Source organism: Streptomyces sp. NPDC041796, assembly GCF_055590785.1.
Genome location: NZ_JBVJAH010000014.1, coordinates 119,269 through 146,168, shown reverse-complemented (window position 1 = coordinate 146,168; position 26,900 = coordinate 119,269). Strand labels below are relative to the sequence as shown.

Here is a 26,900-nt window from a genome sequence, read left to right as displayed (position 1 = left end):
CTTGTTGGCAACGGTAGACCGGGCGCGACTGGCGTGTCAACGGTTGTTGGCCTACAGTTGTTGGCATGACGCCGACCCGCCGCTCCGACACCACCCGCGCCGCCATCCTGGAGGCGGCCCGGGAGCGTTTCGCCGCCGACGGGTACGAGCGCGCCACCATCCGCTCCATCGCCCGCGACGCGGGGATCGACCCGTCGATGGTCATGCGGTACTACGGCAGCAAGGAGGGGCTGTTCGCCGCCGCCTCCGAGATCGACCTGCGCCTGCCCGACGTCGGGGCGCTGCCCGCCCGGCACATTGGCGCGGTCCTCGTCTCGCACTTTCTCGACCGCTGGGAGCAGGACGACGTGCTGACCGGCGTGCTGCGGGTGGGGGTCACCAACGACGCCGGCGCCGAGCGCATGCGCAGCGTGTTCCGGACGCAGCTCGGCCCCATCGCGGCCGGTGTCTCCCCCGACCCCGCCGACGCCCCGCGCCGCGCCGCCCTCGCCGCCTCGCAGATCCTGGGCATGGCGCTGGCCCGCTACGTGCTGCGACTGCCTCCGGCCGTCGAGATGACGCGCGACGAAGTGGTCGCCTGGCTCGCGCCGACCGTGCAGCGGTACCTGACGGCCGAAGACCCGTGGGAACAGCCGTCTCCGTAGACCCACCGCGGCGTACGCGCCGAGCTCGGCGCCGTGCCGGGCCGGCGCGCCTGCGCGCGCCGGCTCCCTCGGTCTAGGCGGCCGCGCCGCCGAATTCGCGCAGGGCGTTCTCCACGATCGCCTCCAGGCGGGCGTGGTGCGCACCGCGCCAGTAGACCCGGTCGCACGCGGTGCACTGGGCGAAGACGTCGTACGTCCGCTGCGTGCCCTGCTCCAGCCGGCCCCGCACCGCGTCCTTGTCGGCGTCCGTGAGCGGCCCGTTGCAGGCGGTGCACCGCGTCCACGGGGCGAGCGGCGGGGCGAACCGCTCCAGCACGTCCCGCAGCTGGTCGTCCGGCCGGTCGCTGTAGACGTACGCCCCGGCCCACAGCTCGCGGCGCCGCAGCAGCCCACGGTCGCGCGAGAGCATCACACGACGCTCCTTCGCCGACCACGTGGCCAGCGCCGCGTCACCGATGTCCTCGCTCTCGTACGCCGCGTCCACGCCCAGCAGCCGCAACCGGCGCGCCAGCGTGCCCAGATGGACATCGAGCAGGAACCGGAGCGGCGCGCCGGGCACCGGCTGCGGGCGCTGGACGCCGAGCACCTGGACGTGCTCGCCGACGGCCGGGATGTGCGCGGGCGTGACCGGCCGCCCGTCCACCAGCAACAGGCCCGCCTCCGTGAGCGGTACGCCGAGCGACTCGACGACATGGCCGAGCGTCGACGCCCCGTCGGTGACCACGACGGAGCGGCCGGCCCGGCGCGGGGCGGCGACGAACAGGCCCAGGCCGGGCGCGAAGCTGATGTGGATCTCCGGTCCGTTCACGCCGTCAGCATGCCACCGGGCGTGTGGGACCGGCCAGGCCATTTCCCCGGGCCGGGCCGGCGCACCTCGGGCCGGTCAGCCCTGCGCCACGACCCTGAAGTGCGTCGTCACCCGCCCGTCGCCCGTCACCACGTGGAACGCCACCCCGGGCGGAGCCGTCCGGTCCGTCACGCCCTCGCCGCTCTCCCACGGAAGGCGCAGGGTCGAGACGACGCCCGGGGCGACCAGCAACGGGCGGCCGGCGAAGGTGGTGGCCGCGGGCGTGTGGGCGTGACCGGTCAGGACGGCCGGGACGTTGGTCCGCCCCTCCAGCACGGCGGCCAGCCGGTCCGCGTTCGTGAGGTTCAGCGAGTCGACGTACGGATGGTGCAGGAGGACCGGCGGGTGGTGGAACGCGGGGATCGCCGGGGTGTCGCCGAGGTCGTCCAGCGTGCACGCCAGCCAGTCGAGCGTCTCGTCGTCGAGCAGCCCCTCGTCCTCGCCGGGGATCGTCGAGTCGCACAGCAGCAGCGCGTGCCCGGCCACCAGGTGCACCTCGTTGACCGGCCCGGTGCCTCCTGGCCCGTCCCCGCCCAGCAGCACCTTGCGGTACGTGGCGCGGTCGTCGTGGTTGCCGGGGCAGGTGAGGACGGGTGCGTCCAGGGTGCCGAGCAGCCGTGCCGCCTCCGCGTACTCCTCGGGTGCGCCGTGGTCCGCGATGTCACCGGTGACCAGCACCGCGTCCGGCCGCTGCGACAGGCCGTTCAGGTGGGCGACGACACGGGTCGCGCGCTCCGTCGCGCGCTCCGTGCCGTCGAGGTGCAGGTCACTGATGTGGGCAAGCAGCATGGGACGACCTCCGGTGGGCGGTGGGACAGCGCCTCGTGGTTGATCAGCCTAGGAGCCGGCCCCTCGCGCCGGAGGCTTTCAGGTCCAGCCGCCAGTCGTTGGTGCGGAGCGGATTCCCCGGCGGGTACTCGAAGTCGCGCTCGCCGAGCAGCCGGAAACCGGCCTTCCGGCACACCGCGTTCGACGCGGCGTTGTCCACGGACGGGAAGGCGTGCAGATACCGGTGCTTGCGCGCCGCCCGGGCCCGCTCCACCACGGCCGCCGTCGCCGCCGTCGCGACGCCCCGCCCCTGGAAGCCGCCCAGCACCGTCCAGCCCGTCTCGTACACCCGTATCCCGTCCCAGGTCTGCTCCCAGAAGCCGATCACTCCCACCGGGACCTCCTCCGGCTCCAGCACGATCCGGAACATCCGCCCGGCCCCCGTCCGGTCGGTGCTGAGGTCCACATACCGCTGGTGGCGCTTGACCAGCTGCTCCTCGGTCTCGGGGCCTCCCAGGTGCCCCATCAGCTCCGGCGCGTTGACGGCGCGGAGCAGGTCGAGGTCCCGCTCCGACCACGCCTCGATGCGCACCGGCGACACGTCACTTCCCATACCGGCACTGTAGGGCGGGGCTCTGACAGCGACGGGTGGGCAACGGTCCCCCGGCGCCCGGCAACGGCGCCCTGGAACGACGCCCGTCAACGGCGCCTGGCAACGCGGCGCCCGACAACGACGCCCGGCAACGGCGCCCTGGAACGACGCCCGGAACAGCACCGGGGACCCTGACGGCCTGCGCCGCGGGGCGAGGCCCCGGCTCAGGGCCAGACCAGGCAGTACGGCTGGTGGCCGGCCTCGTGCAGCCGTACCGAGAAGTCCTGCCACTCGTGGAGCAGCTGGTACACGTTGAACGCGTCCCGCGGGCCGCCGCGGTCCGGCACGGTCGACCAGATGAACGCCGCCGCGCCCACCGACTCCTCGCCGATGCCGCGCAGCGGGTCGACCACCGTCATCGGCAGCTTCACCACCGCGTAGTCGGGGTGCAGCACGACCAGCTCCAGGGGCGGCACCTTGTGCAGCGGCATCCCCTGGATACCGGTCAGCACCATGGCGGCTATGGTCTCCGGCTTGATCTTGGTGAACATGCCACCCATGCCCAGCTCGTCGCCGCCCAGTTCCTCGGGCCGCATCGAGATCGGTACGCGGGCGGCGGTCGCGCCATTGGGAGCGCCGAAGTACTTGTAGGTCACCCCCATGCCCCGGCCACCACCGCTCCCGATCGGCCCCAAGGAGGCTCTGTCCTGCTCGCGCCGGTGCTTCCCCCGCCGGGCAGGCTCAGGACCCAGGTCGTCGGTCCCCTCGCCCAGTCCGCCACCGCGATGCATATCTCCACCCGACTGCTTTTTAGGTAACACAGCCCCCGCCGCGCAACCCGATCATCGTGACAGTGACCTCCCCCACGAACGTGCGGTGAAACACCTGTCCGCAAGAACGTCCTGGCCTCTGACACCATGGATTCCGTGAGCATTCCCTATGACGCCCCAGTTTCGCAGACCCGGAGGTCCGGCGCCTCGTCGTAAACAACGTCGCGGACAGGCGGACCGTTCAAGGAGGGCTCACTGCCCCGCCCCGGACGCCATGCCCGAGCATTGCTGCCGTCAACTCGTTCTCGCAGGTCAGGACCAACGTGCCGTATTCATACGAAGCCCCAGTCTCACAGACGCTTTTCGACCGCGCGTCCCTCGTGACGCCCGGCGGCGTGAACTCTCCCGTACGTGCCTTCCGGGCCGTGGGTGGTACGCCCCGGTTCATGGTGTCCGGTGCCGGTCCGTACCTCACCGACGCGGACGGGCGCGAGTACGTCGATCTCGTCTGCTCGTGGGGGCCGATGATCCTCGGCCACGCGCACCCCGAGGTGATCGCCGCCGTCCAGGAGGCGGTCTCCCGCGGCACCTCCTTCGGAACGCCGGGTGAGGGCGAGGTCGCGCTCGCCGAGGAGATCGTCGCCCGGATCGCCCCTGTGGAGCAGGTCCGGCTGGTGTCGTCCGGCACCGAGGCCACCATGTCGGCGATCCGGCTGGCCCGTGGTTTCACCGGCCGCGCCAAGGTCGTGAAGTTCGCCGGCTGCTACCACGGGCACGTGGACGCGCTGCTGGCCGCCGCCGGCTCCGGCCTCGCCACCTTCGGTCTGCCCGACACGCCGGGCGTCACCGGCGCCCAGGCGGGCGACACGATCGTCCTGCCGTACAACGACCTCGAGGCCGTGCGCCAGGCCTTCGCGGCCCACCCCGGCGAGATCGCCTGCGTGATCACCGAGGCGTCGCCCGGCAACATGGGCGTCGTCCCGCCGCGCGACGGCTTCAACCAGGGGCTGAAGGACCTGTGCGCCCAGAACGGGGCGCTGTACATCTCCGACGAGGTCATGACCGGCTTCCGTACGTCGAAGGCGGGCTGGTACGGCGTCGACGGCGTCGCGCCCGACCTGATGACCTTCGGCAAGGTGATGGGTGGCGGCTTCCCGGCCGCCGCGTTCGGTGGCCGCGCCGACGTCATGGCGCACCTGGCCCCGGCCGGCCCGGTCTACCAGGCGGGCACCCTGTCCGGCAACCCGGTCGCCACGGCCGCCGGCCTCGCGCAGCTACGGCTGCTGGACGACGCCGCGTACGAGAAGGTCGACGCCGTCTCGCGCGAGATCCAGGGGCTGGTGACCCGGGCGCTCACCAAGGAGGGCGTGGCGCACCGCCTCCAGACGGCGAGCAACATGTTCTCCGTCTTCTTCACCGACGCCGAGGTCGTGAACTACGACGACGCGAAGAAGCAGGAGTCGTTCCGCTTCACCGCGTTCTTCCACTCCATGCTGGCGCAGGGCGTCTACCTGCCGCCGTCCGCCTTCGAGTCGTGGTTCGTGTCCACCGCGCACGACGAGCGCGCGGTGGAGCGGATCGCCGACGCGCTGCCCGCCGCCGCGCGCGCCGCCGCGGAGGCCACGGCATGAGCACCACCGGCAAGGACGACATCACCGTCGTCCACCTGATGCGCCACGGCGAGGTGCACAATCCCGACGGGGTCCTCTACGGGCGGCGGGCGGGCTACCACTTGTCCGAGCTCGGCCGGCAGATGGCCGACCGGGTGGCCGAGCACCTGGCGGGCCGGGACGTCACCCATGTCGTCGCGTCGCCGCTGGAGCGCGCGCAGGAGACCGCCCAGCCGATCGCCAAGTCGCACGGGCTGGACCTCGCCACCGACGAGCGGCTGATCGAGGCGGGCAACGTCTTCGAGGGCAAGACGTTCGGGGTCGGTGACGGCGCGCTGCGCCGGCCCGCCAACTGGCGGCACCTGACCAACCCGTTCCGGCCGTCGTGGGGCGAGCCCTACATCGACCAGGTCGTCCGGATGATGGGCGCCCTGAACGCGGCGCGTGACGCGGCGCGCGGGCACGAGGCGGTCTGCGTCAGTCACCAGCTGCCGATCTGGATCGTCCGGAGCTTCGTGGAGCGGCGGCGGTTGTGGCACGACCCGCGCCGCCGGCAGTGCACGCTCGCGTCCCTGACCACGTTCACCTACCGCGGCGACAGGATCGTCTCGGTCGGTTACAGCGAGCCCGCCCGTGACCTCGTCCCGCCGCACCTGCTGGCCGGTGCCAAGCCCGTCAAGGGCAAGTCCAAGGCCTTCGGCGCCTGAACCGGGCCCGGCACCCGATCCGCCGGGGCGCGTGGTCGCCCCGGCGGACGCACAAGCGGGTAACCATCCCGTTACACAGCAGATTATGTGGTAATCGCGGGAACCGTCCTCTTCTTCCGCCCCTCTCACACATTGCCGGTTTGGAAGGTATGTCCGGCAACGAGCGAGCGCGGATGGGGACGATATGCGCGGGATCAGTCGAAGGGGCCTGCTGGGAGCCGGAGTCGGAGCCGCGGCCGCGATCGGGGTCGGCGGCTGCGGGTTCGGCGGCGGCTCGGACAAGCCCGGGAACCAGCCCGGTGAGGGCGGCCGGAAAGATGCGGCCCCCGGCAAGGTAGAGGGTCGTCCCATAGGCGACGGTTCCACCGCCGACACGGGAAAGCAGCCGAACCAGCCCGACAAGCCCGTTCCGCTGGAGCCCGGGCAGACCCCGCCGCAGTTCGTGATCTTCTCCTGGGACGGCGCCGGCGAGGTCGGCAACGGCCTCTTCCCGCGCTTTCTGGAACTCGCCAAGAACCACGACGCGGCGATGACCTTCTTCCTCTCCGGGCTCTACCTCCTGCCCGAATCGAAGAAGACCCTCTACCGCCCGCCGAACAACCGCACCGGCGCCTCGGACATCGGTTACCTCACCGACGACCACATCAAGCAGACACTGAAGTACGTCCGGCAGGCCTGGCTCGACGGACACGAGATAGGCACCCACTTCAACGGCCACTTCTGTGCCGGCTCCGGCTCGGTCGAGAAGTGGACCCCGGCCGATTGGCAGAACGAAATCGACCAGGCCGTGAAATTCGTCACGGAGTGGAAGACCAACAGCGGCTGGACCGACCTCGATCCGCTGCCCTTCGACTACCGCAAGGAGCTCATCGGCGCCCGCACCCCCTGCCTCCTCGGCCAGGACAACCTCCTGCCCACCGCCAAGAAGCTCGGCTGGCGCTACGACGCCAGCTCACCCGGCGGCCACCAGAAGTGGCCCGTCAAGCGCCAGGGCCTGTGGGACCTGCCGCTCCAGCAGATCCCCTTCCCCGGGCGTTCCTTCGAGGTCCTGTCCATGGACTACAACATCCTCGCCAACCAGTCGCAGAACACGACCAAGGGCATGCCCTCGCGCTATCCCGAATGGAAGAAGCAGGCCACCGAGGCCTACCTCGCCGGATTCACCCGCGCCTACGAGTCGAATCGCGCGCCCTTCTACATCGGCAACCACTTCGAGCAGTGGAACGGCGGCATCTACATGGACGCCGTCGAAGAGGCGCTGAAGGGCATGGCCGGGAAGAAGGACGTGCGGCTGGTGTCCTTCAAGCAGTTCGTCGACTGGCTCGACGTCCAGGACCCGAAGATCCTCGACAAGCTCCGTACGCTCGAGGTGGGCCAATCGCCGACGGGCGGCTGGAACAGCTTCCTTAAGTCCGCCTGACATCGGGCTTCACGGACAGCCAGGGGGGCGCGCAAGATCCCCGAAAGGCACATGCGAAACTTTTCACATGAGCTTCAGCCGCGCCCCCCGAGGCACCCTCCTGGCCGTCGGCGCCCTGGCCGCCGCGCTCACGCTGACCGCGTGCACCGGCGACTCCAACGGGAAGTCCGGCGGTGGCGGCAACACCAACTTCGTCACCAACACCGGCGGTGTCGACACCGTCGCCAAGGACGAGCGCAGGGCACCCGGCAAGATCGCGGGTCAGACCCTGGACGGCAAGCAGTTGGACGTCGCCGACCTCAAGGGCAAGGTCGTCGTGCTGAACGTCTGGGGCTCCTGGTGCGGCCCGTGCCGCGCGGAGGCCAAGCACTTCGCCAAGGTCGCGGGCGAGCTCAAAGCCAAGGGCGTGGAGTTCGTCGGCATCAACACCCGCGACCACAACAAGCAGTCCGCCCTCGCCTTCGAGAAGGACTACGAGGTCCCCTACCCGAGCCTCTACGACCCGGACGGCGAGCTCGTCCTCTACGGCTTCCCCAAGGGCACCCTCAACCCGCAGGGCATCCCCTCCACCGTCTTGCTCGACCGCGACGGGAAGATCGCCTCGCGCTCGCTCAGGGCGCTGGACGACACCCAGCTCCGCAAGATGATCGACCCGCTGCTGGCCGAGAAGTGACGGGCGTGATCCTGTGATCCTCCTCGCCGCCGAGGAGCTGGGCCGCAACGAGACGGTCTTCAGCGGTGCCCTCCTGCTGGCCCTGCCCGTCGCCGTGCTCGGCGGACTGGTCTCGTTCTTCAGCCCCTGCGTCCTGCCGCTCGTCCCCGGCTACCTCTCGTACGTGACCGGCGTCACCGGCACCGACCTCGCCGAGGCCCGGCGCGGCCGGATGGCCGCCGGGGCCGCCCTCTTCGTCGTCGGCTTCTCCGCCGTGTTCGTCTCCGGCGGCGCCCTCTTCGGCTACTTCGGCTGGACCCTCCAGGCACACCGCGAGACGCTCACCACCGTCCTCGGCGTCCTGATGGTCCTGATGGGGATCTTCTTCCTGGGGCTCATGCCCTGGTTCACCCAGCGCGAGTTCCGTTTCCACAAGCGTCCGGTGTCCGGGCTGGCCGGGGCGCCGCTGCTGGGCGCGCTCTTCGGCATCGGCTGGACGCCGTGCATCGGACCGACGCTCGCCTCCGTCCAGGCCCTCGCCGCCAACGAGGCCAGCGCGGGGCGCGGGGCGCTGCTGACCGTGGCGTACTGCCTCGGCCTCGGGGTGCCGTTCGTGCTCGCCGCGATCGCCTTCCGCAAGGCGCTCGGTGCCTTCTCCTGGGTCAAGCGGCACTATGCGTGGGTGATGCGGATCGGTGGCGGCATGATGATCCTGACCGGTCTGCTGCTGCTCACAGGTGCGTGGGACAGCCTGGTGCAGCAGATGCAAGGGTGGTCCGCAGGCTTCCAGGTGGGGATCTAGATCCATGAGCAAGACTGAAACGACCGAGCGGGACATGGCGGAGGCCGGCGCGCAGCTTTCGACCGCCCCCAAGGAAGACCTCACCGGCGGCCCGGCGCTCGGCGTCCTCGGCTGGATCCGCTGGTTCTGGCGCCAGCTGACGTCCATGCGGGTCGCGCTGATCCTGCTCTTCCTGCTCTCCCTCGGTGCGATCCCCGGCTCGCTGATCCCGCAGAACAGCGTCGACGACATGAAGGTCCGCTCCTTCAAGGAGCAGCACGACGTCCTCGCGCCGATCTACGACCGCCTCCAGTTGTTCGACGTCTACAGCTCGGTGTGGTTCTCCGCGATCTACATCCTGCTGTTCGTCTCACTCATCGGCTGCATCGTCCCGCGCACCTGGCAGTTCACGGGGCAGCTGCGCGGGCGCCCGCCGGCCGCCCCCAGGCGGCTCACCCGCCTGCCCGCGTACACCACCTGGCGCACCGAGGCCGCGCCCGAGGAGGTGCGCGAGGCGGCGCTGGCGCTGCTCAAGAAGCGGCGCTTCCGGGCCCATACGGCCGGTGACGCCGTCGCCGCCGAGAAGGGGTACCTGCGCGAGGTCGGCAACCTCGTCTTCCACATCGCGCTGATCGTGATGCTGGTGGCGTTCGCGGTGGGACAGCTGTTCAAGTCCGAGGGCGGCAAGCTGATCATCGAGGGCGGCGGCTTCTCCAACACGCTCACCCAGTACGACGACTTCAAATCCGGGTCGCTGTTCTCCACCGACGAGCTGGAGCCGTTCAGTTTCAAGCTGAACCAGTTCACCGGTACGTACGAGACCGGCGGTCCGCAGCGCGGCACGCCCCGCACCTTCGAGGCGGACGTCACGTACGCGAAGGGCGACGGCGTACGGAAGCGGAGCGTCATCCGGGTCAACGAGCCGCTGGAGATCGACGGCTCGAAGGTCTACTTGATCGCCCACGGGTACGCGCCCGTCGTCACCGTCAAGGACCGCCAGGGCCGCACGGTGTTCCAGGGCGCCGTGCCGCTCCTGCCCATCGACAACAACATCACCTCCACCGGCGTGATCAAGGTGATGGACGGCTACCGGGACAAGACCGGCAAGAAGGCCCAGCTCGGCTTCCCCGCCTTCTTCGTGCCGACGTACGCGGGCAAGGGCAGCGGCCAGATGTTCAGCCGGTTCCCCGGGCTCGCCCAGCCCGCGCTGAACCTCAGCGCGTACCTCGGCGACCTGCGCGTCGACGGTGGCCTGCCGCAGAACGTCTACCAGCTCGACACCAGCAAGATGAAGCCGTTCAAGGACGAGAACGGTGACATCTTCAAGCAGACGCTGGCGCCCGGCGACACCATGACCCTTCCGGACGGGGCGGGCTCGATCACCTTCGAGAAGGAGATCAAGGAGTGGGCCAGCTTCCAGATCTCCCAGCAGCCCGGCAACGGCCTCGCCCTCGCCGGAGCGATCGCCGCGATCGCCGGGCTGGCCGGCTCGCTGTTCATCCAGCGCCGCCGGGTGTGGGTGCGGGCCGTACCGGGGGACGACGGCGTGACCGTCGTCGAGATGGCGGGGCTGGGGCGGAGCGAGTCCGCGAAGCTCCCCGAGGAGCTGGCCGACCTGGCCATGACCCTGAACGCGCAGGCGCCGACCGCGCCTGAACCAGCCGATGAAGGGGCTGAGAAGTGAATCTCGCCGCCGCGACCAACGAGAGCCTGGCGGAGATGAGCAATGTGCTCGTCTACTCCGCGATGGCCGTCTACACCCTGGCCTTCCTCGCGCACATCGCCGAGTGGGTCCTCGGCAGCCGGAGCAAGGTCGGCCGTACGGCGGCGGCCCTGACCCCCGCCGCCGCACGGGCGCAGGCCCAGGTGCGTGCCGGGCAGCAGGGCGGCACCGCCGTCCTCGACCGGCCGAAGGTCGTCACCCGCTCCACGGCCGGGACCCGCGACGTGCCGGACGGTCCCGGCGCGGCCGGCGGCGACGAGAAGGGAGACCTGTACGGGCGCATCGCAGTGTCCCTGACCACCCTCGCCTTCCTCGTCGAGGCCGCCGGTGTGGTCGCCCGCGCCCTGTCCGTGCAGCGGGCGCCCTGGGGCAACATGTACGAGTTCTCGATCACCTTCTCCACCGTGGTGGTCGGCGCGTACCTGGGCCTCCTGGTCGCGAAGAAGAACGTCCGCTGGATGGGCCTCCCGCTGGTCACCACAGTCCTGCTGGACCTGGGCGTGGCCGTGACCTGGCTGTACACGGAGAGCGACCAGCTCGTCCCGGCCCTGCACTCGTACTGGCTGTGGATCCACGTCTCGACCGCGATCTTCTGCGGCGCGGTGTTCTACCTGGGTGCCGTCGGCACGCTGCTCTACCTGTTCCGGGACTCCTACGAGAACACGCTCGCGAACGGCGGCACGCCGAGCGCTTTCGCCCGCTCCGTGCTGGAGCGGCTGCCGGCGGCCGCGAGCCTGGACAAGTTCGCCTACCGGGTCAACGCGGCGGTCTTCCCGCTGTGGACGTTCACGATCATCGCGGGCGCGATCTGGGCCGGTGACGCGTGGGGCCGCTACTGGGGCTGGGACGCCAAGGAGGTCTGGTCCTTCATCACGTGGGTCGCCTACGCCGCGTACCTGCACGCGCGGGCGACGGCCGGCTGGAAGGGCCGCAAGGCGGCGTACGTGGCGCTGATCGCCTTCGCCTGCTGGCTCTTCAACTACTACGGCGTCAACATGTTCGTGAACAGCCTCCACTCGTACGCGGGCGTGTGAGGCCCGGGGGCCTGAGGTAGCGCTCGTCACGGGACCGCGCGACGCTGGATACATGGCCGATCAGATCCCTCCCGGTATCAGCGAGAGCCACGGCGACACCCACACCCTGCGGTTCGTGGTCCCCCTGCCCCACCCCGAGGAGCGCGTCTGGCTCGCCCTGACCACCCCCGGCGGGCTGCGGGGGTGGCTGGCCGAGACGGACATCCTGCAGAGCAGGCTCGGCGGCGAGATCACCCTGCGCTGGCTCAACACGGAGCCCCCGACCGTCGTGTCCGGGACGGTCACCGCGTGGGACCTGGAACGGATCGTGGAGTACACGGTCGAGGTGCACGGCCGGATGCGGTTCCACCTGGAGCCGGGCGGTGGGCCGGGGGCGAGCGCGCTGCGGTTCACCAACGAGTTCCGTGGGACGGACGAGTTCCGGCTGGACTGCCTGGCCGGCTGGCACGACCACTTCCTGTACCTCGCCGATTCCCTGGACGGCCGCCCGGCGGACTGGGCGGCCTGGTCCCGGGAGCGCCGGCAGGAACTGCGCGACCAGTACGAGGCCCGGGACTTCGGCGCGACGTAGCGGCCCCGCGGGCCACGGGCGCTACTGGGTGCGGGGAGGCATGCACTCGCCGGTCGGGGGCTTCCCCTTCGGCCAGGCGATCTGCACGAACCGGGGCTTGTCCCCCGTGAGCTCCACCACCGGCACCGCCTTGTTGTACGGATTGCCGTGATTGTCCAGGCAGATCCAGCCGCTCGCGCCCCTCACCCGCAGGTCCCCGGTGACCTGCGGCCATTGCAGCCCCACGTCCTCCCGGGCCGGCAGCCGGCCCTCGACCGTCGCCTGCCGGATCGCGTGCACGGCTGTGGCCATCGCGTCGTACGCGATGATCGCCTGCCCGTCGGACAGTTCGATCGGCCCCACCTTCTCCGCACGCACCGCGTCCATCATCGAGCGGAACCGCTCGTACGCCGCCGCCGACCCGCCCGCCTTCGGCAGCGTCCTGCCCGGCGCCTCCTGCCACGCGTCGGGGTGGGCCAGCGCCGCGTAGCGGACGGTCAGCCCCTTGCCGAGCGCGCTCCGGTCGAGCTGGGGGTCCGCGCCCAGGTAGGAGCCCTCGTCGCCGGTCAGCACGGTGAACGGCCGGTGCGTGCAGCCGCGCGTGCCCAGCGCGTTGATGAACTGCCGTAGCTGTGTGTGCCGTCCGGCGAAGAACACGGTGTCAGCGCGGGTGGTGCACAGCAGGTGGGCGATCTGCCGGAAGGTGTTGGCGGTGGGACCCTCGTGGGTCGGGTCCTTCGGCGAGGTGAACAGCTGCGGCTGGTACGGGGACTTCGCCAGCAGTTTCGAGAAGGCGGCCTTCAGGGTGTCCGTGTAGTGGTCGCCGTCACGGGCGTCGTGGACGAGGATCGCCTTCGCCGCGTTCACCCTGCCGAAGTGGGAGAGCGCCTCGGCCTCGTCGCTGTTGGTGGGGGAGACCCGCGCGAGACCCGGGAACGGCTTCCTGCCGGGACCGTTGGTGAGGTCGTCGGCGGTGATGGTGGTGCCGACGACCGCGATGCCCGACCGGGTCAGCTCGCTCACCGCCTGCCGCACGGGCGTGCTGCTGGTCGCTATGCCGGACACCGCGCGCAGGTGGTGGGGCGCACCGGTCATCGCCTTCAGGGCGTCCACGGCCGGGCGCCAGTGGGCGTTGCCGTTGCCGGTGTTGGCGAGGACGAGCCGGATCTTGGGGACCTGGTTGTTGGACTTGTTGTTGGCCTCGTACTGCTGGGCGAACGCGCCCTGCACCTCGTGCAGGACCTTGATCCGCATCGACGGGCTCGTGGACGTCAGCGGGAGCAGCAGCGCCACGGTGGCGTACTCGCCCGCCTTCAGGCGCTTGTTCTCCTCGGCGATCGCCGAGGCGACGTCCTTCAGGGCCGGAACCTCGAAGGCGTAGCCGTCACCGGACACCCCGACGCACTCGTCACCGCCCACCGGGCGGGCGACCCCCGGGGCGCAGGAGCGGTCCTCCGGAGTGGTCAGCCGGCCGACGGCGTAGACCGTGCCCCAGGCCAGCAGCGCCAGCACCAGCACGCTGGTCACGACCTTCTGCCGGGTGGTGTAGAAGACCCGGTAGCGCAGTGGATTGGGCACGTCAGACTCCGTCCTCCCGGCCCGGGGGGACCGTGAGGCCCCGCCAGGCACGGATGTCCCTCGGCCAGTGGGTGGCCGCGTCCCACAGCGGGCTGGTGCCGGTCAGGTGCCGGCCGGAAAGCTGGCGCAGCTCGTGCACCAGCTTGTCCACCACGTCGTCGTCCGGCAGCGCCAGCGGGTCGGTCAGCAGCCACACCGCGTGCAGCAGCCGCCGCATCCCCAGGTGCAGCGCCGTCGCGTCCCCGTCCAGCCCGTCCGGCAGCGGGCCGCCCGGGTCCTCGCCGAGCGCCACCGCGCGCCGCGGATCGGGGCCGGTGTGCCGGTGCGCGCGGGGGTACGGGGCGGAGGCGACGACCCGCAGCCGGTCCAGCCAGCCCAGGACGTCCGGGCCGGGGAACGTCAGCCGCAGCTCGGTCACCGCCTCCTCGGTGCGGCCGAGCGCCAGCTCCTGCCGCAGCCGGTACGGCGTGGGTTCGGGCCCGTAGTGGCGGTGCAGCGTCTCGTGGACGGCGCGCCACGCGGCGTGCTCGGGCGCGTCGCCGTCGTGGAACCGCAGCCGGTGCAGCAGCAGGGCCCGCAGCAGCGGGTCGGCCACGAAGTGCCCGCCGCTCTCCGGCCAGCCGTCCGCCCGCAGCGCGTCCCGCACCAGCAACGCCACGTCGCCCTCCGCCGACGCGCCGCGCAGCCGAGTGCGGGCCAGCAGGCGGGCCGACTCCTCGTCGTGGGCGGCGGCCAGCACCGCGGCGACGTCCGGCCGCAGCCCGGGCGGCAGCAGCTCGCCCAGCAGGGTGTCCGCGACCGGTACGGCGGCGGTGTCCTCGCGCACCTCCACCGTCAGGTCCAGCAGCGCACCCGGCGTGAGCCCGCCGCGCCCGGCCGCCGGCACCCCGCCGGCCGTCCGCCCGAGCAGCGCCACCGCCAGCGGCCGGCCGCCCGTCAGGCGGTGGACCGCCCGCGACAGGTCGGCCGGGGTGGACCCCGCCGGGTCGTACCGGTCGAACATGGACCTGGTGTGCGCCGCGCTCAGCGGGGTCAGCTCCACGGCGAGGACGCCCGACGTGATGTCCGCGCCCCGCTCCCAGCCCGCCTTGTGCGCGACCTCCGGCAGGCGCTTGCGGGTCGCCCGGCGCAGCCCCTCGTGGTCCGCGTCACGGGACGAGGCGACGATGACGAACTGATCGCGGCTCCCGGCGCTGCGGTCCCTGAGGATCGGCTCGACCAGGCGCCGGCCGAGCGGGAGGTGGGCGTTGTCCAGCAGCACGACCGGGCGGCCGCGCCGGGTCCCGCGCCGGGTGAGGCCCACGTAGGCCTGGCGCACGTCCTCCACCAGCGCGCCCACCAGGAACGCCTCGGCCTCCTCCTGGCGGCGCCCGCCCCGCTCGAAGTCGACCGCGAGCTGGTGCAGCCCCAGCTCGCCCCGCCCGCCCGCGTTGCGGTACGCGCCGTACCAGGACTTGGACTTGCGCTGGTAGCGGCCGAACACCTCCTCCAGGACCGTCTCCACCGTCGCCTCGGCCAGCAGCCCCGCGAGCGGTGACGTCGACTCGGCGGCCGTGGCGGCCAGCTTGGCCAGCACCTTGGAGACCCACGTACCCGCCGCGCCCTTGGCCTCGTCCACGGTGGCCAGGACCGGGCCGAGGCGCTGGAGGTCGCGTCGCGCCCGGTCGTCGTCCTCCTGCGACCAGCCGGTGACCGCGACCGCCGCCAGGCCCAGGGCGAGCCTCGGGAACTCCACCGGCTTGGCCGTGAGGATCCTCGGCGACAACTGGACGGCCAGCTCCGCGAGCGCGCCCGTCAGCGGGTTCCAGCCGGGCCCGTGGTCGAGGGGCGGCTCGATGTGCGCGCAGTCCAGCAGCGCGAGCGGGGTGCCGCCCCGGTAGGCGTTGCGCACCTGCTTGAGCAGCGCCGTCTTTCCCATGCCCCGGCCGCCGGTGAAGACGGTGACGGGTGGATCGTCCCCGTGCTCGTACCCGGCGGGGGCGAAGCTGTACGGAGTCAGTCCGGTCAGCCGGGCGGCCAGACCGTACGTGTCCAGGACCGCCTCGCGGCCGTACAGCTCTCTGTCCACCGCCACCCCCCGTGACTCAGCGTCAAGTCAAGGTTACTTTCGAACCGTTGACCGCGTGAGGAGTCGGCGGAACCGTCATTCAGTCGTGATGGCGTCCAGCTGCCCGCGCAGATACGTGTGCGAGTCGGTGCCCCGGACGTCCGTACCGGGATCGCACTCGTAGAAGTACACCAGCGACACCAGTTCCTCGGTGGGGGCGTCGGCGGGCGGCGGCAGCACCCGGTGGCGGCCCGAGCGCCAGCGTCCACCGGTCCAGAAGGCCATCAGGTCGCCGATGTTGATGGTGAAGGCGTCCGGGTCGTACGGGGCGTCCTCCCAGCCGCCCTCGTCCGTGAACACCTGGAGCCCGCCCCTGCCCGCCTGCCGGTCGAGCACGGTCACCGTCCCGAAGTCGGTGTGCGGCCCGATCCGGAACTGGCCCGGCTCCGGCTCGCCGAGCACGTCCCGCCCCGGATACCAGTTGATGTTGAAGCCCCAGGTGGGATGAGCGGTGTGCCGGGTGAAGAAGTCATCACCCTCGCCGAGCGCCACGCCCAGCAGTTCCAGCAGCCGGTCGGACAGCTCCCGCATCCGCGCCAGGTACTCCTCCACCAGCGGCCTCAGCCCCGGCACCTCGGCCGGCCACGTGTTGGGCAGGAACCACTCCGCGTCCACCGCCGGGTCGCCGGTCGGCTCGTGGGACGCGAACGACAGCGACTCCTTGAGGTCCGGCGGGCTCTGCGTGCCCTCCGCGTACGCGTTGGTCTCCGCGCCCGGCCCGAGCCAGCCGCGCCCGCCGACCCTCACGGCGTACGGCTCCTTGGCCCGGGCGTCCAGGTGGAAGAACCGGCGCGCCTCCCGGCGGATCGCCGCCCGCAGCTCCGGCTCGACGCCGTGGCCGGTCACCAGCAGGAACCCGGCCGTGCGCAGTGCCCGGTCGACGGTGCGCGCGGTCTCCGCGCGGGCGTCGGGGTCGCCGGACAGCCATGGCGCCAGATCGATCGTGGGGATCCGTCGTCGCTCACTCATCGCCGATGTCCTCGTTCCAGAGCGCCGGGTGTTCCTCGATGAAGCCGCGCATCAGGGCGACGCACTCCGGGTCGTCGAGCAGGACGACCTCCACGCCGTGCCCGGCCAGCCAGTCGTGGCCCCCGTGGAACGTCCGCGCCTCGCCGATCACGACCCGCGGGATCCCGAACTGCCGCACGAGCCCGCTGCAGTACCAGCAGGGCGACAGCGTGGTCACCATGGTCGTCCCCCGGTACGACCGCTGACGCCCGGCCGCCCGGAACGCGGCCGTCTCGGCGTGCGTGGAGGGATCACCGTCCTGTACCCGGCGGTTGCGCCCCCGCCCGAGGAGCGTGCCGTCCGCCCCGTACAGGGCGGCCCCGACGGGGATCCCGCCCTCGGCGAGCCCCGCGCGCGCCTCGGCGACGGCCGTCTCCAGCCACCGCCGTGCCTGCTGCTGATGGTCCATGGCGGGTACCTTCCCCGCCGCCGGGCCCTTCCCGCGGGAAACGGGCCAGGACTTCCGCGAAACGGGTCAGGACTTCTCGGTGCCGCCGTCGCCGCCGTCCTGCTGCTCGTCCCGGTCCTTCTTCTTCAGCTCGTCCTCGCGGCGGCGCAGGTCGGCCTCCCAGTCCTTCAGGAGCGACTCGTCCTTCTGGTTCTCCTCGCGCAGCGACTTCAGGAACTCGGGGTTGTCGTCAGGAGCGACCCACTCGGTGCGGTGGTTCCGGTGCCACTCGGAGGGAGTGCGCCCGCCCCCCGGGGCGTGACGCAGCTTGCCGGCGGCGAACCAGACGATCGGGCCGACGATCCAGAACAGCAGGATGATGAAGATCCAGGCCACTTTGGGGAGGTGCCTGGCCTCGTCCTCGGGGGTGTTCAGGCAGTCGATGAAGGCGTAGATCGTCAGCGCCAGCGGCAGGATGTACAGCAGTGCCCTGAGCATGTGGGACAGCCCCCTGGAAGCATTGGCGGGCCGCGTCTGGTCAGCCCCGGTGACACGCCCAGCGTAGCCGGTGACGGATACTGGGCCCCATGGCTTACGACGATCTTCGCTCGCTGCTCAGGGCGCTGGAGCGCGAAGGCGACCTCAAGCGCATCAAGGCCGAAGTCGACCCGTATCTGGAGGTCGGAGAGATCGTCGACCGGGTCCAGAAGTCCGGCGGCCCGGCTCTCCTCTTCGAGAACGTCCGTGGGTCCGCGATGCCGCTGGCGATGAACGTCTTCGGGACGGACCGCAGGCTGCTGAAGGCCCTGGGCCTGAAGTCGTACGACGAGATCAGCGCGAAGATCGGCGGGCTGCTCAAGCCGGAGCTTCCGCACGGCTTCGTCGGGGTGCGCGAGGCCTTCGGCAAGCTGGGCGCGATGACCCACGTACCGCCGAAGAAGGTCAAGGACGCGCCGGTGCAGGAGGTCGTCCTGCGCGGCGAGGACGTCGACCTCGACAGGCTCCCGGCCCTCTTCACCTGGCCCAAGGACGGCGGCTCCTTCTTCAACCTGGGGCTGACGCACACCAAGCACCCCGAGAACGGCATCCGCAACCTCGGCCTGTACCGGCTCCAGCGCCACGACAAGCGCACCATCGGCATGCACTGGCAGATCCACAAGGACAGCCGCAACCACTACCAGGTGGCCGCCCGCCGCGGGGAGCGGCTGCCGGTCGCGATCGCGTTCGGGGCGCCGCCGGCCGTGACGTACGCGTCGACCGCGCCGCTGCCGGAGGACATCGACGAGTACCTGTTCGCCGGCTTCCTCCAGGGCAAGCGGATCGAGATGGTCGACTGCAAGACCGTGCCGCTCCAGGTCCCCGCGCAGGCCGAGGTCGTCCTGGAGGGCTGGCTGGAGCCGGGCGAGATGCTCCCCGAGGGGCCGTTCGGCGACCACACGGGCTTCTACACCCCGCAGGAGCCGTTCCCGGCGCTGACCATCGACTGTGTGACGATGCGCAGGCGGCCGCTGCTCCAGTCGATCGTCGTGGGGCGCCCCCCGACGGAGGACGGGCCGCTGGGCCGCGCGACGGAACGCTTCTTCCTCCCTCTGCTCAAGATCATCGTCCCGGACATCGTGGACTACCACCTGCCGGAGTCGGGCGGCTTCCACAACTGCGCGATCGTCTCGATCGACAAGAAGTACCCCAAGCACGCCCAGAAGGTCATGCACGCCATCTGGGGCGCCCACATGATGTCGCTGACCAAGCTGATCGTGATCGTCGACGCCGACTGCGACGTCCGCAACATGCACGAGGTGTCCTGGCGGGCGCTGGGCAACACCGACTACGCCCGCGACCTCACGGTCGTGGAGGGGCCGGTCGACCATCTGGACCACGCGTCGTACCAGCAGTTCTGGGGCGGCAAGGCGGGCATCGACGCCACGAGGAAGTGGCCCGAGGAGGGCTACACCCGCGACGGCGGCTGGCCGGACATGGTCGAGTCCGATCCCGCGACGGCGGCGCTGGTCGACCGCCGCTGGAAGGAGTACGGGCTGTGACCGCGTCGGCCTCGGCGTCCGCGTCCGCCGTGCCGCAGCCGGCCGGGAAGGTGAAGGCCTTCCTGCGCCTGGTGCTCATCGAGCACTCGGTCTTCGCGCTGCCCTTCGCCTACATCGCCTCGCTCACCGCGATGTACCAGGACGACAGGACCGTCCACTGGATGGAGCTGCTCCTGGTCACCGTCGCGATGGTGGGCCTGCGCACCTTCGCGATGGCCTGCAACCGGATCATCGACCGCGAGATCGACGCCCGTAACCCGCGCACGGCCGGCCGCGAGCTGGTCACCGGCGCGGTGTCCGTCCGCACCGCCTGGACCGGGGCGCTGGTGGCCCTGGTGGCGTTCCTCGGGGCTGCCGCCCTGCTGAATCCGCTGTGCCTGGTGCTCGCGCCCCTCGCCGTCGTACCGATGGTGGTCTATCCGTACGGCAAGCGGTTCACGAACTTCCCGCACGCCATCCTGGGGCTCGCCCAGGCCATCGGACCGGTCGGCGCGTGGCTCGCGGTCACCGGGGCCTGGTCCTGGGACGCGGTGATCCTGGGGCTCGCCGTGGGCGTCTGGATCGGCGGCTTCGACCTGATCTTCGCCTGCCAGGACGTCCAGGCCGACCGTGCCCACGGGGTGAAGTCCGTCCCCGCGCGCTTCGGTATCCCGGCGGCCCTCCACGGCGCCCGCGCCTGCCACGTCGTCACCACCGCGCTGCTGGTCTGGTACGCCCTGGCCACCGACGCGGGGGTGTTCTTCTGGGCCGGGCTGGTGGTCGTCGCCGTCGCCTTCCTCTACGAGCACAGCATCGTGCGCCCGCACGACCTGTCACGGCTCAACCGGGCGTTCTTCACGACGAACGGCTTCATCGGCGTCGCGCTCTTCGTGTGCGCGCTGACCGACCTGCTGGTGCGCGGCCTCACGCTCTGAGCGGGGGCGCCGTGCGCGGGCGGCGGCGGAAGACGAAGGCCGCCGCCACGCCCGCGAGCAGCCCGAACAAGTGGCCCTGCCAGCTGACGCCCGACTGGGTGGGCGATATGCCGAGCAGGATGGTGCTCCCCCAGACGGCGCCGATCAGCAGGCCCACCAGGATGTCCATCGGCTTGCGGTCCACGAAGCCGCGCACCAGCAGGTAGCCGAACAGTCCGAAGATCAGGCCCGACGCGCCCGCCGTGACGCTGTGGGCGGGGGAGACCAGCCACACGCCCAGGCCGTCGACGACCACGATCAGCGCGGCCACGGCGAGGAAGCGGCGGATGCCGCCGAGCGCGGCGAGGAAGCCGAACACCAGCAGCGGCACGGTGTTCGCCGCCACGTGTCCGAAGCCGAAGTGCAGGAACGCCGCCGGGACGAGGTCGCGCAGCTCGACGACCTCGCGCGGGGAGATGCCGTACGTGTCGAGCGCGTGGCCGGTGACCAGGTCCACGGCCTCCAGCAGCCACAGCAGGGCCACCCACGCGGCCATCAGCGCGGCGGCCGCCCCGACCCGGCCGGCGCCGGTCGTCCGGCCGGTGACGTCGCCCCTTGTCGTATCCGCCATGGCGGCCCCCTGTGGTGTCGCGTGTCTCCCCCCGGAAACGTCCGGGGCACCTTGCTCGGTTCCGTACCGGCCGGTCCGGTATCGGACCGGCCGGATAGGCTCAGCGTCGTGGAACCGGGAGAAACGCAGCGTCGTCCGTGGGTCGTCGGGGTGTCGGGGGCGTCAGGGACCCCGTACGCAGCCGCCGTGCTGCGCGGGCTGCTCGCTGCCGGGGAGAGCGTCGATCTGGTGGTGTCCCGGGCGTCGCGGCTGACGCTGCTCGACGAGACCGGGATCGCCTTCCGGGACGCGCACTGGCGCGAGGATCTCACCGAGTGGCTGTCGCGGGGCGCGGACGGGAAGCCGGGCGTGTACCGGGTGGACGTGTCGGACGTACGGCACTGGGCGGCGGGCGACCTCGCCGCGGGGCCGTCGTCGGGGTCGTACCCCGTCAAGGGGATGCTGATCGTGCCCGCGTCCACCGCGTGCGTGGCGGGGGTGGCGCTCGGCCTGTCGAAGGACCTGTTGCAGCGGGTGGCGAGCGTGACGCTGAAGGAGCGGCGCACGCTGGTGGTCGCGGTGCGGGAGACCCCGCTGAACGGCCAGACGCTCAAGCACCTGGTGGCGCTGGACGAGGCGGGCGCGGTCGTGCTGCCCGCCTCTCCGGCGTTCTACGCAGGCGCGACGCACATCCAGGACCTGGTGGACTTCGTCGCGGGGCGGGTGCTGGACGCGGCGGGTGTGCCGCACCGGCTGTACCGCCGCTGGAAGGGGGAACTGGGTGGGGGTGCGCGTGCGGACTAGCGCTTCCCGGCGCGGCGCGCGCGGGGCGCGGACCCGCGGTCGACCCGGTACGCGGCGGCCGGCTGGTGGGCACGCGAGCGGTTGGCCAGCTCCTGCAGCGCGCGCATGTGGGCGTGGGCCATCTCGATCGTGTACACGATGAGTGTCATCTCCTGACGGATCGTCTTTGATCATCTGAAAGATTCACAGGGCATTGGCTCTGTGCGCCTTTGATTCTACAATTAAACGTGCTGTGTTGCTGAACAATGGAAGGCTTCAGGTATATGGACGCCGTGGATAGGCAGCTCATCCAGGCCCTTCGCGAGAACGGCAGGGCCTCGTACGCCGAGCTCGGCCGGCTCGTCGGGCTCTCCGGGCCCTCCGTCACCGACCGCATCAACCGCCTGGAAGCGGCCGGCGTCATCACCGGCTACCGCGCCACCGTCGACTCCGCCTCCCTCGGCCTCGGCGTCACGGCGCTGATCGGCATCTCCCTCTCCGACGCCGCCGACCACGAGGACGTGGCGCGCCGGCTGCGGGACCTGGCCGAGATCGAGGACTGCTGGTTCATCGCCGGCGACGACTCGTTCATGCTCAAGGTGCGGGCGAGCGACGTGGACGGCCTGGAGAAGACCATCCGCCGGCTGTCCGGCACGAAGGGCGTGTCCCGCACCCGGACGACCATCGTGCTCTCCACCAAGTGGGAGAACCGGGTCGGCGACCTGCCGGAGGAAGGCTGACGCGGAGCGTCCACGGGGGTCCCCCCGCCTGCGAAGTACGGGGGAGTACGGTGGGGGAGCCCGATTGACACACGTATGGGAGGCGTCATGGACGCGGGGCTCAAGCGCGAGCTGGAGGAGAAGGTCCGGTCCGGGGAGCGGCTGACCCGCGAGGACGGCATCGCCCTCTACGAGTCGGACGACCTGGCCTGGCTCGGCGGTCTCGCCCACGAGGTGCGGACGCGCAAGAACGGTGACGTCGTCCACTTCAACGTCAACCGGCACCTCAACATGACGAACGTGTGCACGGCGTCGTGCGCCTACTGCTCGTTCCAGCGCAAGCCGGGCGAGAAGGACGCGTACACCATGCGCATCGAGGAGGCCGTCCGCCTCGCGAAGGCGATGGAGAACGAGAACCTCACCGAGCTGCACATCGTCAACGGGCTCCACCCCAACCTGCCGTGGCGCTACTACCCGCGTTCACTGAGCGAGCTGAAGAAGGCCCTGCCGAACGTCTCCCTCAAGGCCTTCACCGCCACCGAGATCCACCACTTCGAGACGATCTCCGGGCTGTCGGCCTCCGAGATCCTCGACGAGCTGATCGAGGCGGGACTGGAGTCGCTGACCGGCGGCGGCGCGGAGATCTTCGACTGGGAGGTCCGCCAGCACATCGTGGACCACCGCACCCACTGGGAGGACTGGTCCCGCATCCACCGCCTCGCGCACGAGAAGGGTCTGAAGACCCCCTGCACGATGCTGTACGGGCACATCGAGGAGCCGCGCCACCGCGTGGACCACGTGCTGCGGCTGCGGGAGCTCCAGGACGAGACCGGCGGCTTCCAGGTCTTCATCCCGCTGCGCTACCAGCACGACTTCGTGGACATGCAGGACGGCAAGATCCGCAACCGGCTCCAGGCGCGGACGACGATGGCGACGGGCGCCGAGGCGCTGAAGACCTTCGCGGTCTCGCGGCTGCTGTTCGACAACGTCCAGCACGTCAAGGTCTTCTGGGTGATGCACGGCGTCCAGACCGCCCAGCTCGCGCTCCAGCACGGCGCGGACGACATGGACGGGTCGGTCGTCGAGTACAAGATCACGCATGACGCGGACAACTACGGCACGCCGAACAAGCTGGGCCGTGACGACCTGCTGGAGCTGATCCGCGACGCGGGCTTCCGCCCGGTGGAGCGCAACACCCGCTACGAGATCATCCGCGAGTACCCGGGCCCGGACGCCGACCGCCGCGAGTCGCCCCAGCCCATGCGGGTCTGACCGGTTCCGACCCGCCACCCCGCGGGTACCCGGGGGCCATGGCTGGTACCAAGGCCCCCGAGGACGCGTACACCGCCGAGCCCTTCGTACCCGAGGCAGCCGGCATCGAGGCGCTGCGCGAGGCTGCCGCCGGGTGCCGGGGGTGCCCGTTGCACCGGGACGCGACCCGCACGGTGTTCGGCGCCGGGAACGCCCACGGGCGGGTCCTGCTGGTCGGCGAGCAGCCGGGTGACCAGGAGGACCGGCAGGGCGCGCCGTTCGTCGGGCCGGCCGGCAAGGTGCTCACCCGGGCGCTGGACGAGGCCGGGATCGAGCCGGGCGACACGTACGTCACCAACGCCGTCAAGCACTTCAAGTTCGAGGTCGTCCCCGAACGCGGCAAGCGCCGTATCCACAAGTCGCCCAGCCTCCGCGAGATGACCGCCTGCAAGCCGTGGCTGGAGGCGGAGCTGCGGCTCGTCGACCCCGAGGTGATCGTCGCCCTCGGGGCCACCGCGGGGAAGGCCCTGCTCGGCTCGTCGTTCCGGGTCACCAAGCAACGCGGCATGCTGCTGCCGTTCCCCGGCCACGAGGAGCGCGGCGAGTGCCTGGTCGCCACCATCCACCCCTCGGCGGTGCTGCGCGCCGACGACCGCGAAGCGGTCTACGAGGGCCTGGTGTCCGACCTGCGGATCGCCGCCCGGGCCTTGCGCTGATCCGTTTATCGTCGAACGCATGCCGTTGAACTTCGAGCTGGATCCGCAGATCGACTCTGCCCTCCGCGACGGCGTCCTCACCCTGTGGACGGACGTCTCCAACGCGGGCGGCGCCGTCGGCTTCGTCCCGCCCGTCACTCCCGACGACATCCGCCCCGAGTGGGTCAGGCACCTCACCGCCGTCGCCGAGGGCCGCACCCGCCTCCTGGTCGGCCGCGACGAGGACGGCGCCGTCGCCGCCACGGCCTTCATCACGTACAACACGCACCGTCTGATGAAGCACTGGGTGTGGCTCTACACCGTGATGGTCCACCCCCGCCACCAGGGCAAGGGGTACGGGCGCGACCTCATGGCCGCGACGGAGGCGGCGGTACGCGGCATCGACGGCATCGACGCGATCCGGCTCACCTGCCGCGGCGGCACCGGCGTCGACCGGTTCTACGGCTCGTGCGGCTACAAGGAGGTCGGGCGCATCCCGGACGCGATCCGCGTCGCCGACGGCGACGACCGCGACGACATCATCATGTATCTGCCGCTCACCCCCTGAATTGATCGATTCGTCACGTGCTTCACTAGACGGGCAGGAACGCCGTACGAAGGAATACGAAGGAAGAAGGCCCCGCCGTGTCCGCTGCTGCCAGCACGAGCGCCACGATCCGGTACACCCTCATGCGCCTCGGCGTTTTCGCCGGTTGCTTCCTCGCCCTGTGGGGTCTGGTGTACGTCGGTGTGCTGCCGCGTGGTCTCGGGGACTCCAACCTCCTCTGGGTGCTGCTCCTGTCGATCGTGATCTCGGCGCCCCTCAGCTTCGTCCTGCTGCGCAAGCAGCGTGACGCGATGTCCGCGCAGATCGTCGAGAAGGTCGACAGCGCCAAGGCCCGCCTGGAGGCCAACCGGACCCGCGAGGACAGCGCCGTCCAGTGAGGTAGCTCACCCACTTCCCGCACCCCCGTGCCGAAGCCACGCTTCGCACGGGGGTGTTGGCGTTCCGGCCGGCCTGACCCAAAGAAGTGCTTTGAGGTCCTCAAAGTTCAAGTGTTAACGTGTTCGGCGTGAAGACAGCAGTGCGCCCCCAAGCCGACGCCATGAGCATCCCGCTCGTGGCGCGCCTGCATGTCGACCTCTGCCGCTGTATGTCCGCGGTCTGTTGCCGCGAAATCTGACCCGGCATCATGCAGCGGCGCCGCCGGAAGGCGTGTGCGCCGCACCCCCGTCCCGTATTCCCCGATACGTACCACTGGAGTGTGTCCGTGTCCGCGTCCGCGAGCACCGAAACCCCCACGAAGCGCACGTCCCGCATACCCAAGGTGCCCTTCTGGGCCCAGATCGTCGCCGGTCTCGTCCTCGGCGTCGTCCTCGGCTGGCTCACCCGCACCTATGACGTGCAGTGGCTGCACACCACGCTCGACAAGGTCGGCCACATCTTCGTCCAGCTGCTGAAGCTGGCCGTCGCGCCGCTCGTCTTCTTCGCGATCCTGGTGTCCATCACCAACCTGCGGAAGGTCAACAACGCCGCCCGGCTGGCTTCCCGCACCCTGCTCTGGTTCATGATCACCTCGCTGATCGCGGTCGCCATCGGCCTCGCGATCGGCCTGGTCACCAACCCGGGCGCCGGAACGGGGCTCACCCCCAAGGACGGCGAGAAGCCCGAGAACGCCGGCTCCTGGCTGGACTTCCTCACCGGCATCATCCCGACGGACGTCATCACGCCCTTCACCGAACTGAACGTCCTGCAGATCGTCTTCATGGCCGCCGTCGCCGGTATCGCCGCCCTCAAGCTCGGCGAGAAGGCCCAGCCGATCCTCACCCTCAGCGAGTCGGTGCTGGAACTGCTGCAGAAGGCCCTGTGGTGGGTCATCCGCCTCGCCCCGATCGGCACCGTCGGCCTCATCGGCTACGCCATCGCCGACTACGGCTGGGACCTCATCGGCAAGTACGCCACCTTCACCGCCGACGTCTACATCGGCTGCGCGCTGGTCCTGTTCGGCGTCTACCCGCTGCTGCTGGCGACCGTCGCCAAGGTCAACCCGGTCCAGTTCTTCAAGGGCGCCTGGCCGGCGATCCAGCTCGCCTTCGTCTCCCGCTCCTCCGTCGGCACCATGCCGGTCACGGTCAAGGTCACCGAGCGCCTCGGTGTGCCGAAGGAGTACACCTCCTTCGCCGTACCGTTCGGCGCGACGACGAAGATGGACGGCTGCGCCGCGATCTACCCGGCGCTCGCCGCGATCTTCATCGCCCAGATCTTCGACGTCCAGCTCGGCATCCAGGACTACCTGATGATCGCCTTCGTCTCGGTCGTCGGCTCCGCGGCCACCGCCGGTCTGACCGGTGCCACGGTCATGCTGACGCTGACCCTCTCCGCGCTGGGCCTGCCGCTGGAGGGTGTCGGCCTGCTGATGGCCATCGACCCGATCCTGGACATGATGCGTACGGCGACGAACGTCGCCGGCCAGGCGCTCGTCCCGGTGGTCGTCGCCGCCCGCGAGAAGATCCTGGACCTCGACGCCTACAACGCGGCGTCGGCGTCGCCGATCGACGGCGGCGACGACGACCACGGCGTCCGCGAGGCCGAGCGGAAGGTGGCCGTGCCGGTCACCGTCTGACGCTGCACGACACGAGAGGGGTGGGGGGGAGGGGGAGGGGGGGGGGGGGGGGGGCAACGCCCGCTTCCCCGACCCCCACGGCCCGACACGAAACGGGGAGGGGGGGA

At 70.9% G+C, this 26,900-nt stretch carries 29 protein-coding genes; 18 read left to right on the top strand and 11 right to left on the bottom strand.

The window, feature by feature from the left end; genetic code table 11:
* Nucleotides 1-65 precede the first annotated feature (65 nt).
* The gene (locus tag ACZ6C1_RS27000) at nt 66-644 is read left to right on the top strand and encodes a TetR/AcrR family transcriptional regulator (protein WP_469244038.1); all 579 of its coding nucleotides are present in this window, start codon (nt 66-68) and stop codon (nt 642-644) included.
* Between the two features lie 73 nt (nt 645-717).
* Here ACZ6C1_RS27000 and ACZ6C1_RS26995 read toward each other — a convergent pair whose 3' ends face one another.
* From ACZ6C1_RS26995 to ACZ6C1_RS26980, 4 genes are all read right to left on the bottom strand, one after another.
* The gene (locus ACZ6C1_RS26995; RefSeq protein ID WP_469244037.1) at nt 718-1,452 is read right to left on the bottom strand and encodes a Mut7-C RNAse domain-containing protein; all 735 of its coding nucleotides are present in this window, start codon (nt 1,450-1,452) and stop codon (nt 718-720) included.
* A gap of 75 nt (nt 1,453-1,527) precedes the next feature.
* A complete protein-coding gene (locus ACZ6C1_RS26990; RefSeq protein ID WP_469244036.1) occupies nt 1,528-2,280 on the bottom strand; it encodes a phosphodiesterase in 753 nt (250 codons plus the stop codon).
* Between the two features lie 43 nt (nt 2,281-2,323).
* Nucleotides 2,324-2,872: a GNAT family N-acetyltransferase gene (locus ACZ6C1_RS26985; protein ID WP_469244035.1), complete on the bottom strand. Its 549-nt coding sequence runs from the start codon at nt 2,870-2,872 to the stop codon at nt 2,324-2,326.
* Between the two features lie 203 nt (nt 2,873-3,075).
* Entirely contained in the window at nt 3,076-3,642 is a 567-nt protein-coding gene (locus tag ACZ6C1_RS26980) for a hypothetical protein (protein ID WP_351819366.1), read from the bottom strand.
* Nucleotides 3,643-3,944: 302 nt separating this feature from the next.
* Here ACZ6C1_RS26980 and hemL point away from each other — a divergent pair, with 302 nt between their 5' ends.
* The 8 genes from hemL to ACZ6C1_RS26940 all read left to right on the top strand — a co-directional run bounded on the left by hemL (nt 3,945) and on the right by ACZ6C1_RS26940 (nt 12,119).
* Entirely contained in the window at nt 3,945-5,252 is a 1,308-nt protein-coding gene (gene hemL / locus ACZ6C1_RS26975) for a glutamate-1-semialdehyde 2,1-aminomutase (protein WP_469244034.1), read from the top strand.
* Nucleotides 5,249-5,938: a histidine phosphatase family protein gene (locus tag ACZ6C1_RS26970; RefSeq protein WP_469244033.1), complete on the top strand. Its 690-nt coding sequence runs from the start codon at nt 5,249-5,251 to the stop codon at nt 5,936-5,938. The genes hemL and ACZ6C1_RS26970 overlap by 4 nt, the downstream gene beginning before the upstream one ends.
* A gap of 184 nt (nt 5,939-6,122) precedes the next feature.
* Complete coding sequence (locus ACZ6C1_RS26965) at nt 6,123-7,358, top strand: polysaccharide deacetylase family protein (protein WP_469244032.1); 1,236 nt, start codon at nt 6,123-6,125, stop codon at nt 7,356-7,358.
* A 67-nt stretch (nt 7,359-7,425) separates the two neighbouring features.
* On the top strand, nt 7,426-8,031 hold the full coding sequence (locus ACZ6C1_RS26960) for a TlpA family protein disulfide reductase (protein WP_469244031.1): 606 nt from the start codon (nt 7,426-7,428) through the stop codon (nt 8,029-8,031).
* A gap of 13 nt (nt 8,032-8,044) precedes the next feature.
* Nucleotides 8,045-8,812: a cytochrome c biogenesis CcdA family protein gene (locus ACZ6C1_RS26955; RefSeq protein ID WP_469244030.1), complete on the top strand. Its 768-nt coding sequence runs from the start codon at nt 8,045-8,047 to the stop codon at nt 8,810-8,812.
* A gap of 4 nt (nt 8,813-8,816) precedes the next feature.
* The gene (gene resB / locus ACZ6C1_RS26950) at nt 8,817-10,475 is read left to right on the top strand and encodes a cytochrome c biogenesis protein ResB (protein ID WP_469244028.1); all 1,659 of its coding nucleotides are present in this window, start codon (nt 8,817-8,819) and stop codon (nt 10,473-10,475) included.
* Nucleotides 10,472-11,548 (top strand): c-type cytochrome biogenesis protein CcsB, encoded by a 1,077-nt coding sequence (gene ccsB / locus ACZ6C1_RS26945; RefSeq protein ID WP_469244026.1) that lies wholly within the window; start codon nt 10,472-10,474, stop codon nt 11,546-11,548. The genes resB and ccsB overlap by 4 nt, the downstream gene beginning before the upstream one ends.
* A gap of 52 nt (nt 11,549-11,600) precedes the next feature.
* Entirely contained in the window at nt 11,601-12,119 is a 519-nt protein-coding gene (locus ACZ6C1_RS26940) for an SRPBCC domain-containing protein (RefSeq protein ID WP_469244024.1), read from the top strand.
* Nucleotides 12,120-12,140: 21 nt separating this feature from the next.
* On the opposite strand, the gene ACZ6C1_RS26935 is transcribed toward ACZ6C1_RS26940, so the two are convergent.
* From ACZ6C1_RS26935 to ACZ6C1_RS26915, 5 genes are all read right to left on the bottom strand, one after another.
* The gene (locus ACZ6C1_RS26935) at nt 12,141-13,676 is read right to left on the bottom strand and encodes an ABC transporter substrate-binding protein (RefSeq protein ID WP_469244022.1); all 1,536 of its coding nucleotides are present in this window, start codon (nt 13,674-13,676) and stop codon (nt 12,141-12,143) included.
* 1 nt (nt 13,677) lies between these two features.
* Entirely contained in the window at nt 13,678-15,744 is a 2,067-nt protein-coding gene (locus tag ACZ6C1_RS26930; protein WP_469244020.1) for a hypothetical protein, read from the bottom strand.
* Between the two features lie 75 nt (nt 15,745-15,819).
* On the bottom strand, nt 15,820-16,752 hold the full coding sequence (locus ACZ6C1_RS26925) for an isopenicillin N synthase family dioxygenase (RefSeq protein ID WP_469244018.1): 933 nt from the start codon (nt 16,750-16,752) through the stop codon (nt 15,820-15,822).
* Complete coding sequence (locus tag ACZ6C1_RS26920) at nt 16,745-17,200, bottom strand: nucleoside deaminase (RefSeq protein ID WP_469244017.1); 456 nt, start codon at nt 17,198-17,200, stop codon at nt 16,745-16,747. Before ACZ6C1_RS26920 ends, ACZ6C1_RS26925 begins: the two co-directional genes overlap by 8 nt.
* A gap of 66 nt (nt 17,201-17,266) precedes the next feature.
* Complete coding sequence (locus ACZ6C1_RS26915; RefSeq protein ID WP_469244015.1) at nt 17,267-17,677, bottom strand: PLD nuclease N-terminal domain-containing protein; 411 nt, start codon at nt 17,675-17,677, stop codon at nt 17,267-17,269.
* Nucleotides 17,678-17,766: 89 nt separating this feature from the next.
* On the opposite strand from ACZ6C1_RS26915, the gene ACZ6C1_RS26910 reads away from it, so the two are divergent.
* The gene (locus ACZ6C1_RS26910) at nt 17,767-19,218 is read left to right on the top strand and encodes a menaquinone biosynthesis decarboxylase (protein WP_469244014.1); all 1,452 of its coding nucleotides are present in this window, start codon (nt 17,767-17,769) and stop codon (nt 19,216-19,218) included.
* A complete protein-coding gene (gene mqnP, locus ACZ6C1_RS26905; protein ID WP_469244012.1) occupies nt 19,215-20,132 on the top strand; it encodes a menaquinone biosynthesis prenyltransferase MqnP in 918 nt (305 codons plus the stop codon). Before ACZ6C1_RS26910 ends, mqnP begins: the two co-directional genes overlap by 4 nt.
* On the opposite strand, the gene ACZ6C1_RS26900 is transcribed toward mqnP, so the two are convergent.
* Nucleotides 20,122-20,742, bottom strand: coding sequence for a rhomboid family intramembrane serine protease (locus ACZ6C1_RS26900; RefSeq protein ID WP_469244010.1), 621 nt, complete (start codon nt 20,740-20,742; stop codon nt 20,122-20,124). The two genes, mqnP and ACZ6C1_RS26900, sit on opposite strands and share 11 nt — an antisense overlap.
* Before the next feature lie 108 nt (nt 20,743-20,850).
* On the opposite strand from ACZ6C1_RS26900, the gene ACZ6C1_RS26895 reads away from it, so the two are divergent.
* Complete coding sequence (locus ACZ6C1_RS26895) at nt 20,851-21,525, top strand: UbiX family flavin prenyltransferase (protein ID WP_469244008.1); 675 nt, start codon at nt 20,851-20,853, stop codon at nt 21,523-21,525.
* Here the strand turns inward: ACZ6C1_RS26895 and ACZ6C1_RS26890 are convergent.
* A complete protein-coding gene (locus tag ACZ6C1_RS26890) occupies nt 21,522-21,674 on the bottom strand; it encodes a hypothetical protein (RefSeq protein WP_469244006.1) in 153 nt (50 codons plus the stop codon). The genes ACZ6C1_RS26895 and ACZ6C1_RS26890 overlap by 4 nt on opposite strands.
* A 114-nt stretch (nt 21,675-21,788) precedes the next feature.
* Here ACZ6C1_RS26890 and ACZ6C1_RS26885 point away from each other — a divergent pair, with 114 nt between their 5' ends.
* The 6 genes from ACZ6C1_RS26885 (at nt 21,789) to ACZ6C1_RS26860 (ending at nt 26,793) form a co-directional block, all read left to right on the top strand.
* A complete protein-coding gene (locus ACZ6C1_RS26885) occupies nt 21,789-22,244 on the top strand; it encodes an Lrp/AsnC family transcriptional regulator (RefSeq protein WP_073753265.1) in 456 nt (151 codons plus the stop codon).
* Between the two features lie 87 nt (nt 22,245-22,331).
* Entirely contained in the window at nt 22,332-23,495 is a 1,164-nt protein-coding gene (gene mqnE / locus ACZ6C1_RS26880) for an aminofutalosine synthase MqnE (protein ID WP_469244004.1), read from the top strand.
* Nucleotides 23,496-23,533: 38 nt separating this feature from the next.
* On the top strand, nt 23,534-24,190 hold the full coding sequence (locus ACZ6C1_RS26875; protein WP_469244003.1) for a UdgX family uracil-DNA binding protein: 657 nt from the start codon (nt 23,534-23,536) through the stop codon (nt 24,188-24,190).
* Between the two features lie 19 nt (nt 24,191-24,209).
* A complete protein-coding gene (locus ACZ6C1_RS26870) occupies nt 24,210-24,737 on the top strand; it encodes a GNAT family N-acetyltransferase (protein ID WP_469244001.1) in 528 nt (175 codons plus the stop codon).
* Between the two features lie 122 nt (nt 24,738-24,859).
* Nucleotides 24,860-25,114 carry a DUF4229 domain-containing protein gene (locus ACZ6C1_RS26865; protein ID WP_469244104.1) on the top strand — a complete coding sequence of 85 codons (255 nt, stop codon included), beginning with the start codon at nt 24,860-24,862 and terminating at the stop codon, nt 25,112-25,114.
* A gap of 320 nt (nt 25,115-25,434) precedes the next feature.
* A complete protein-coding gene (locus ACZ6C1_RS26860; RefSeq protein ID WP_469244000.1) occupies nt 25,435-26,793 on the top strand; it encodes a dicarboxylate/amino acid:cation symporter in 1,359 nt (452 codons plus the stop codon).
* Nucleotides 26,794-26,900: the final 107 nt, after the last annotated feature.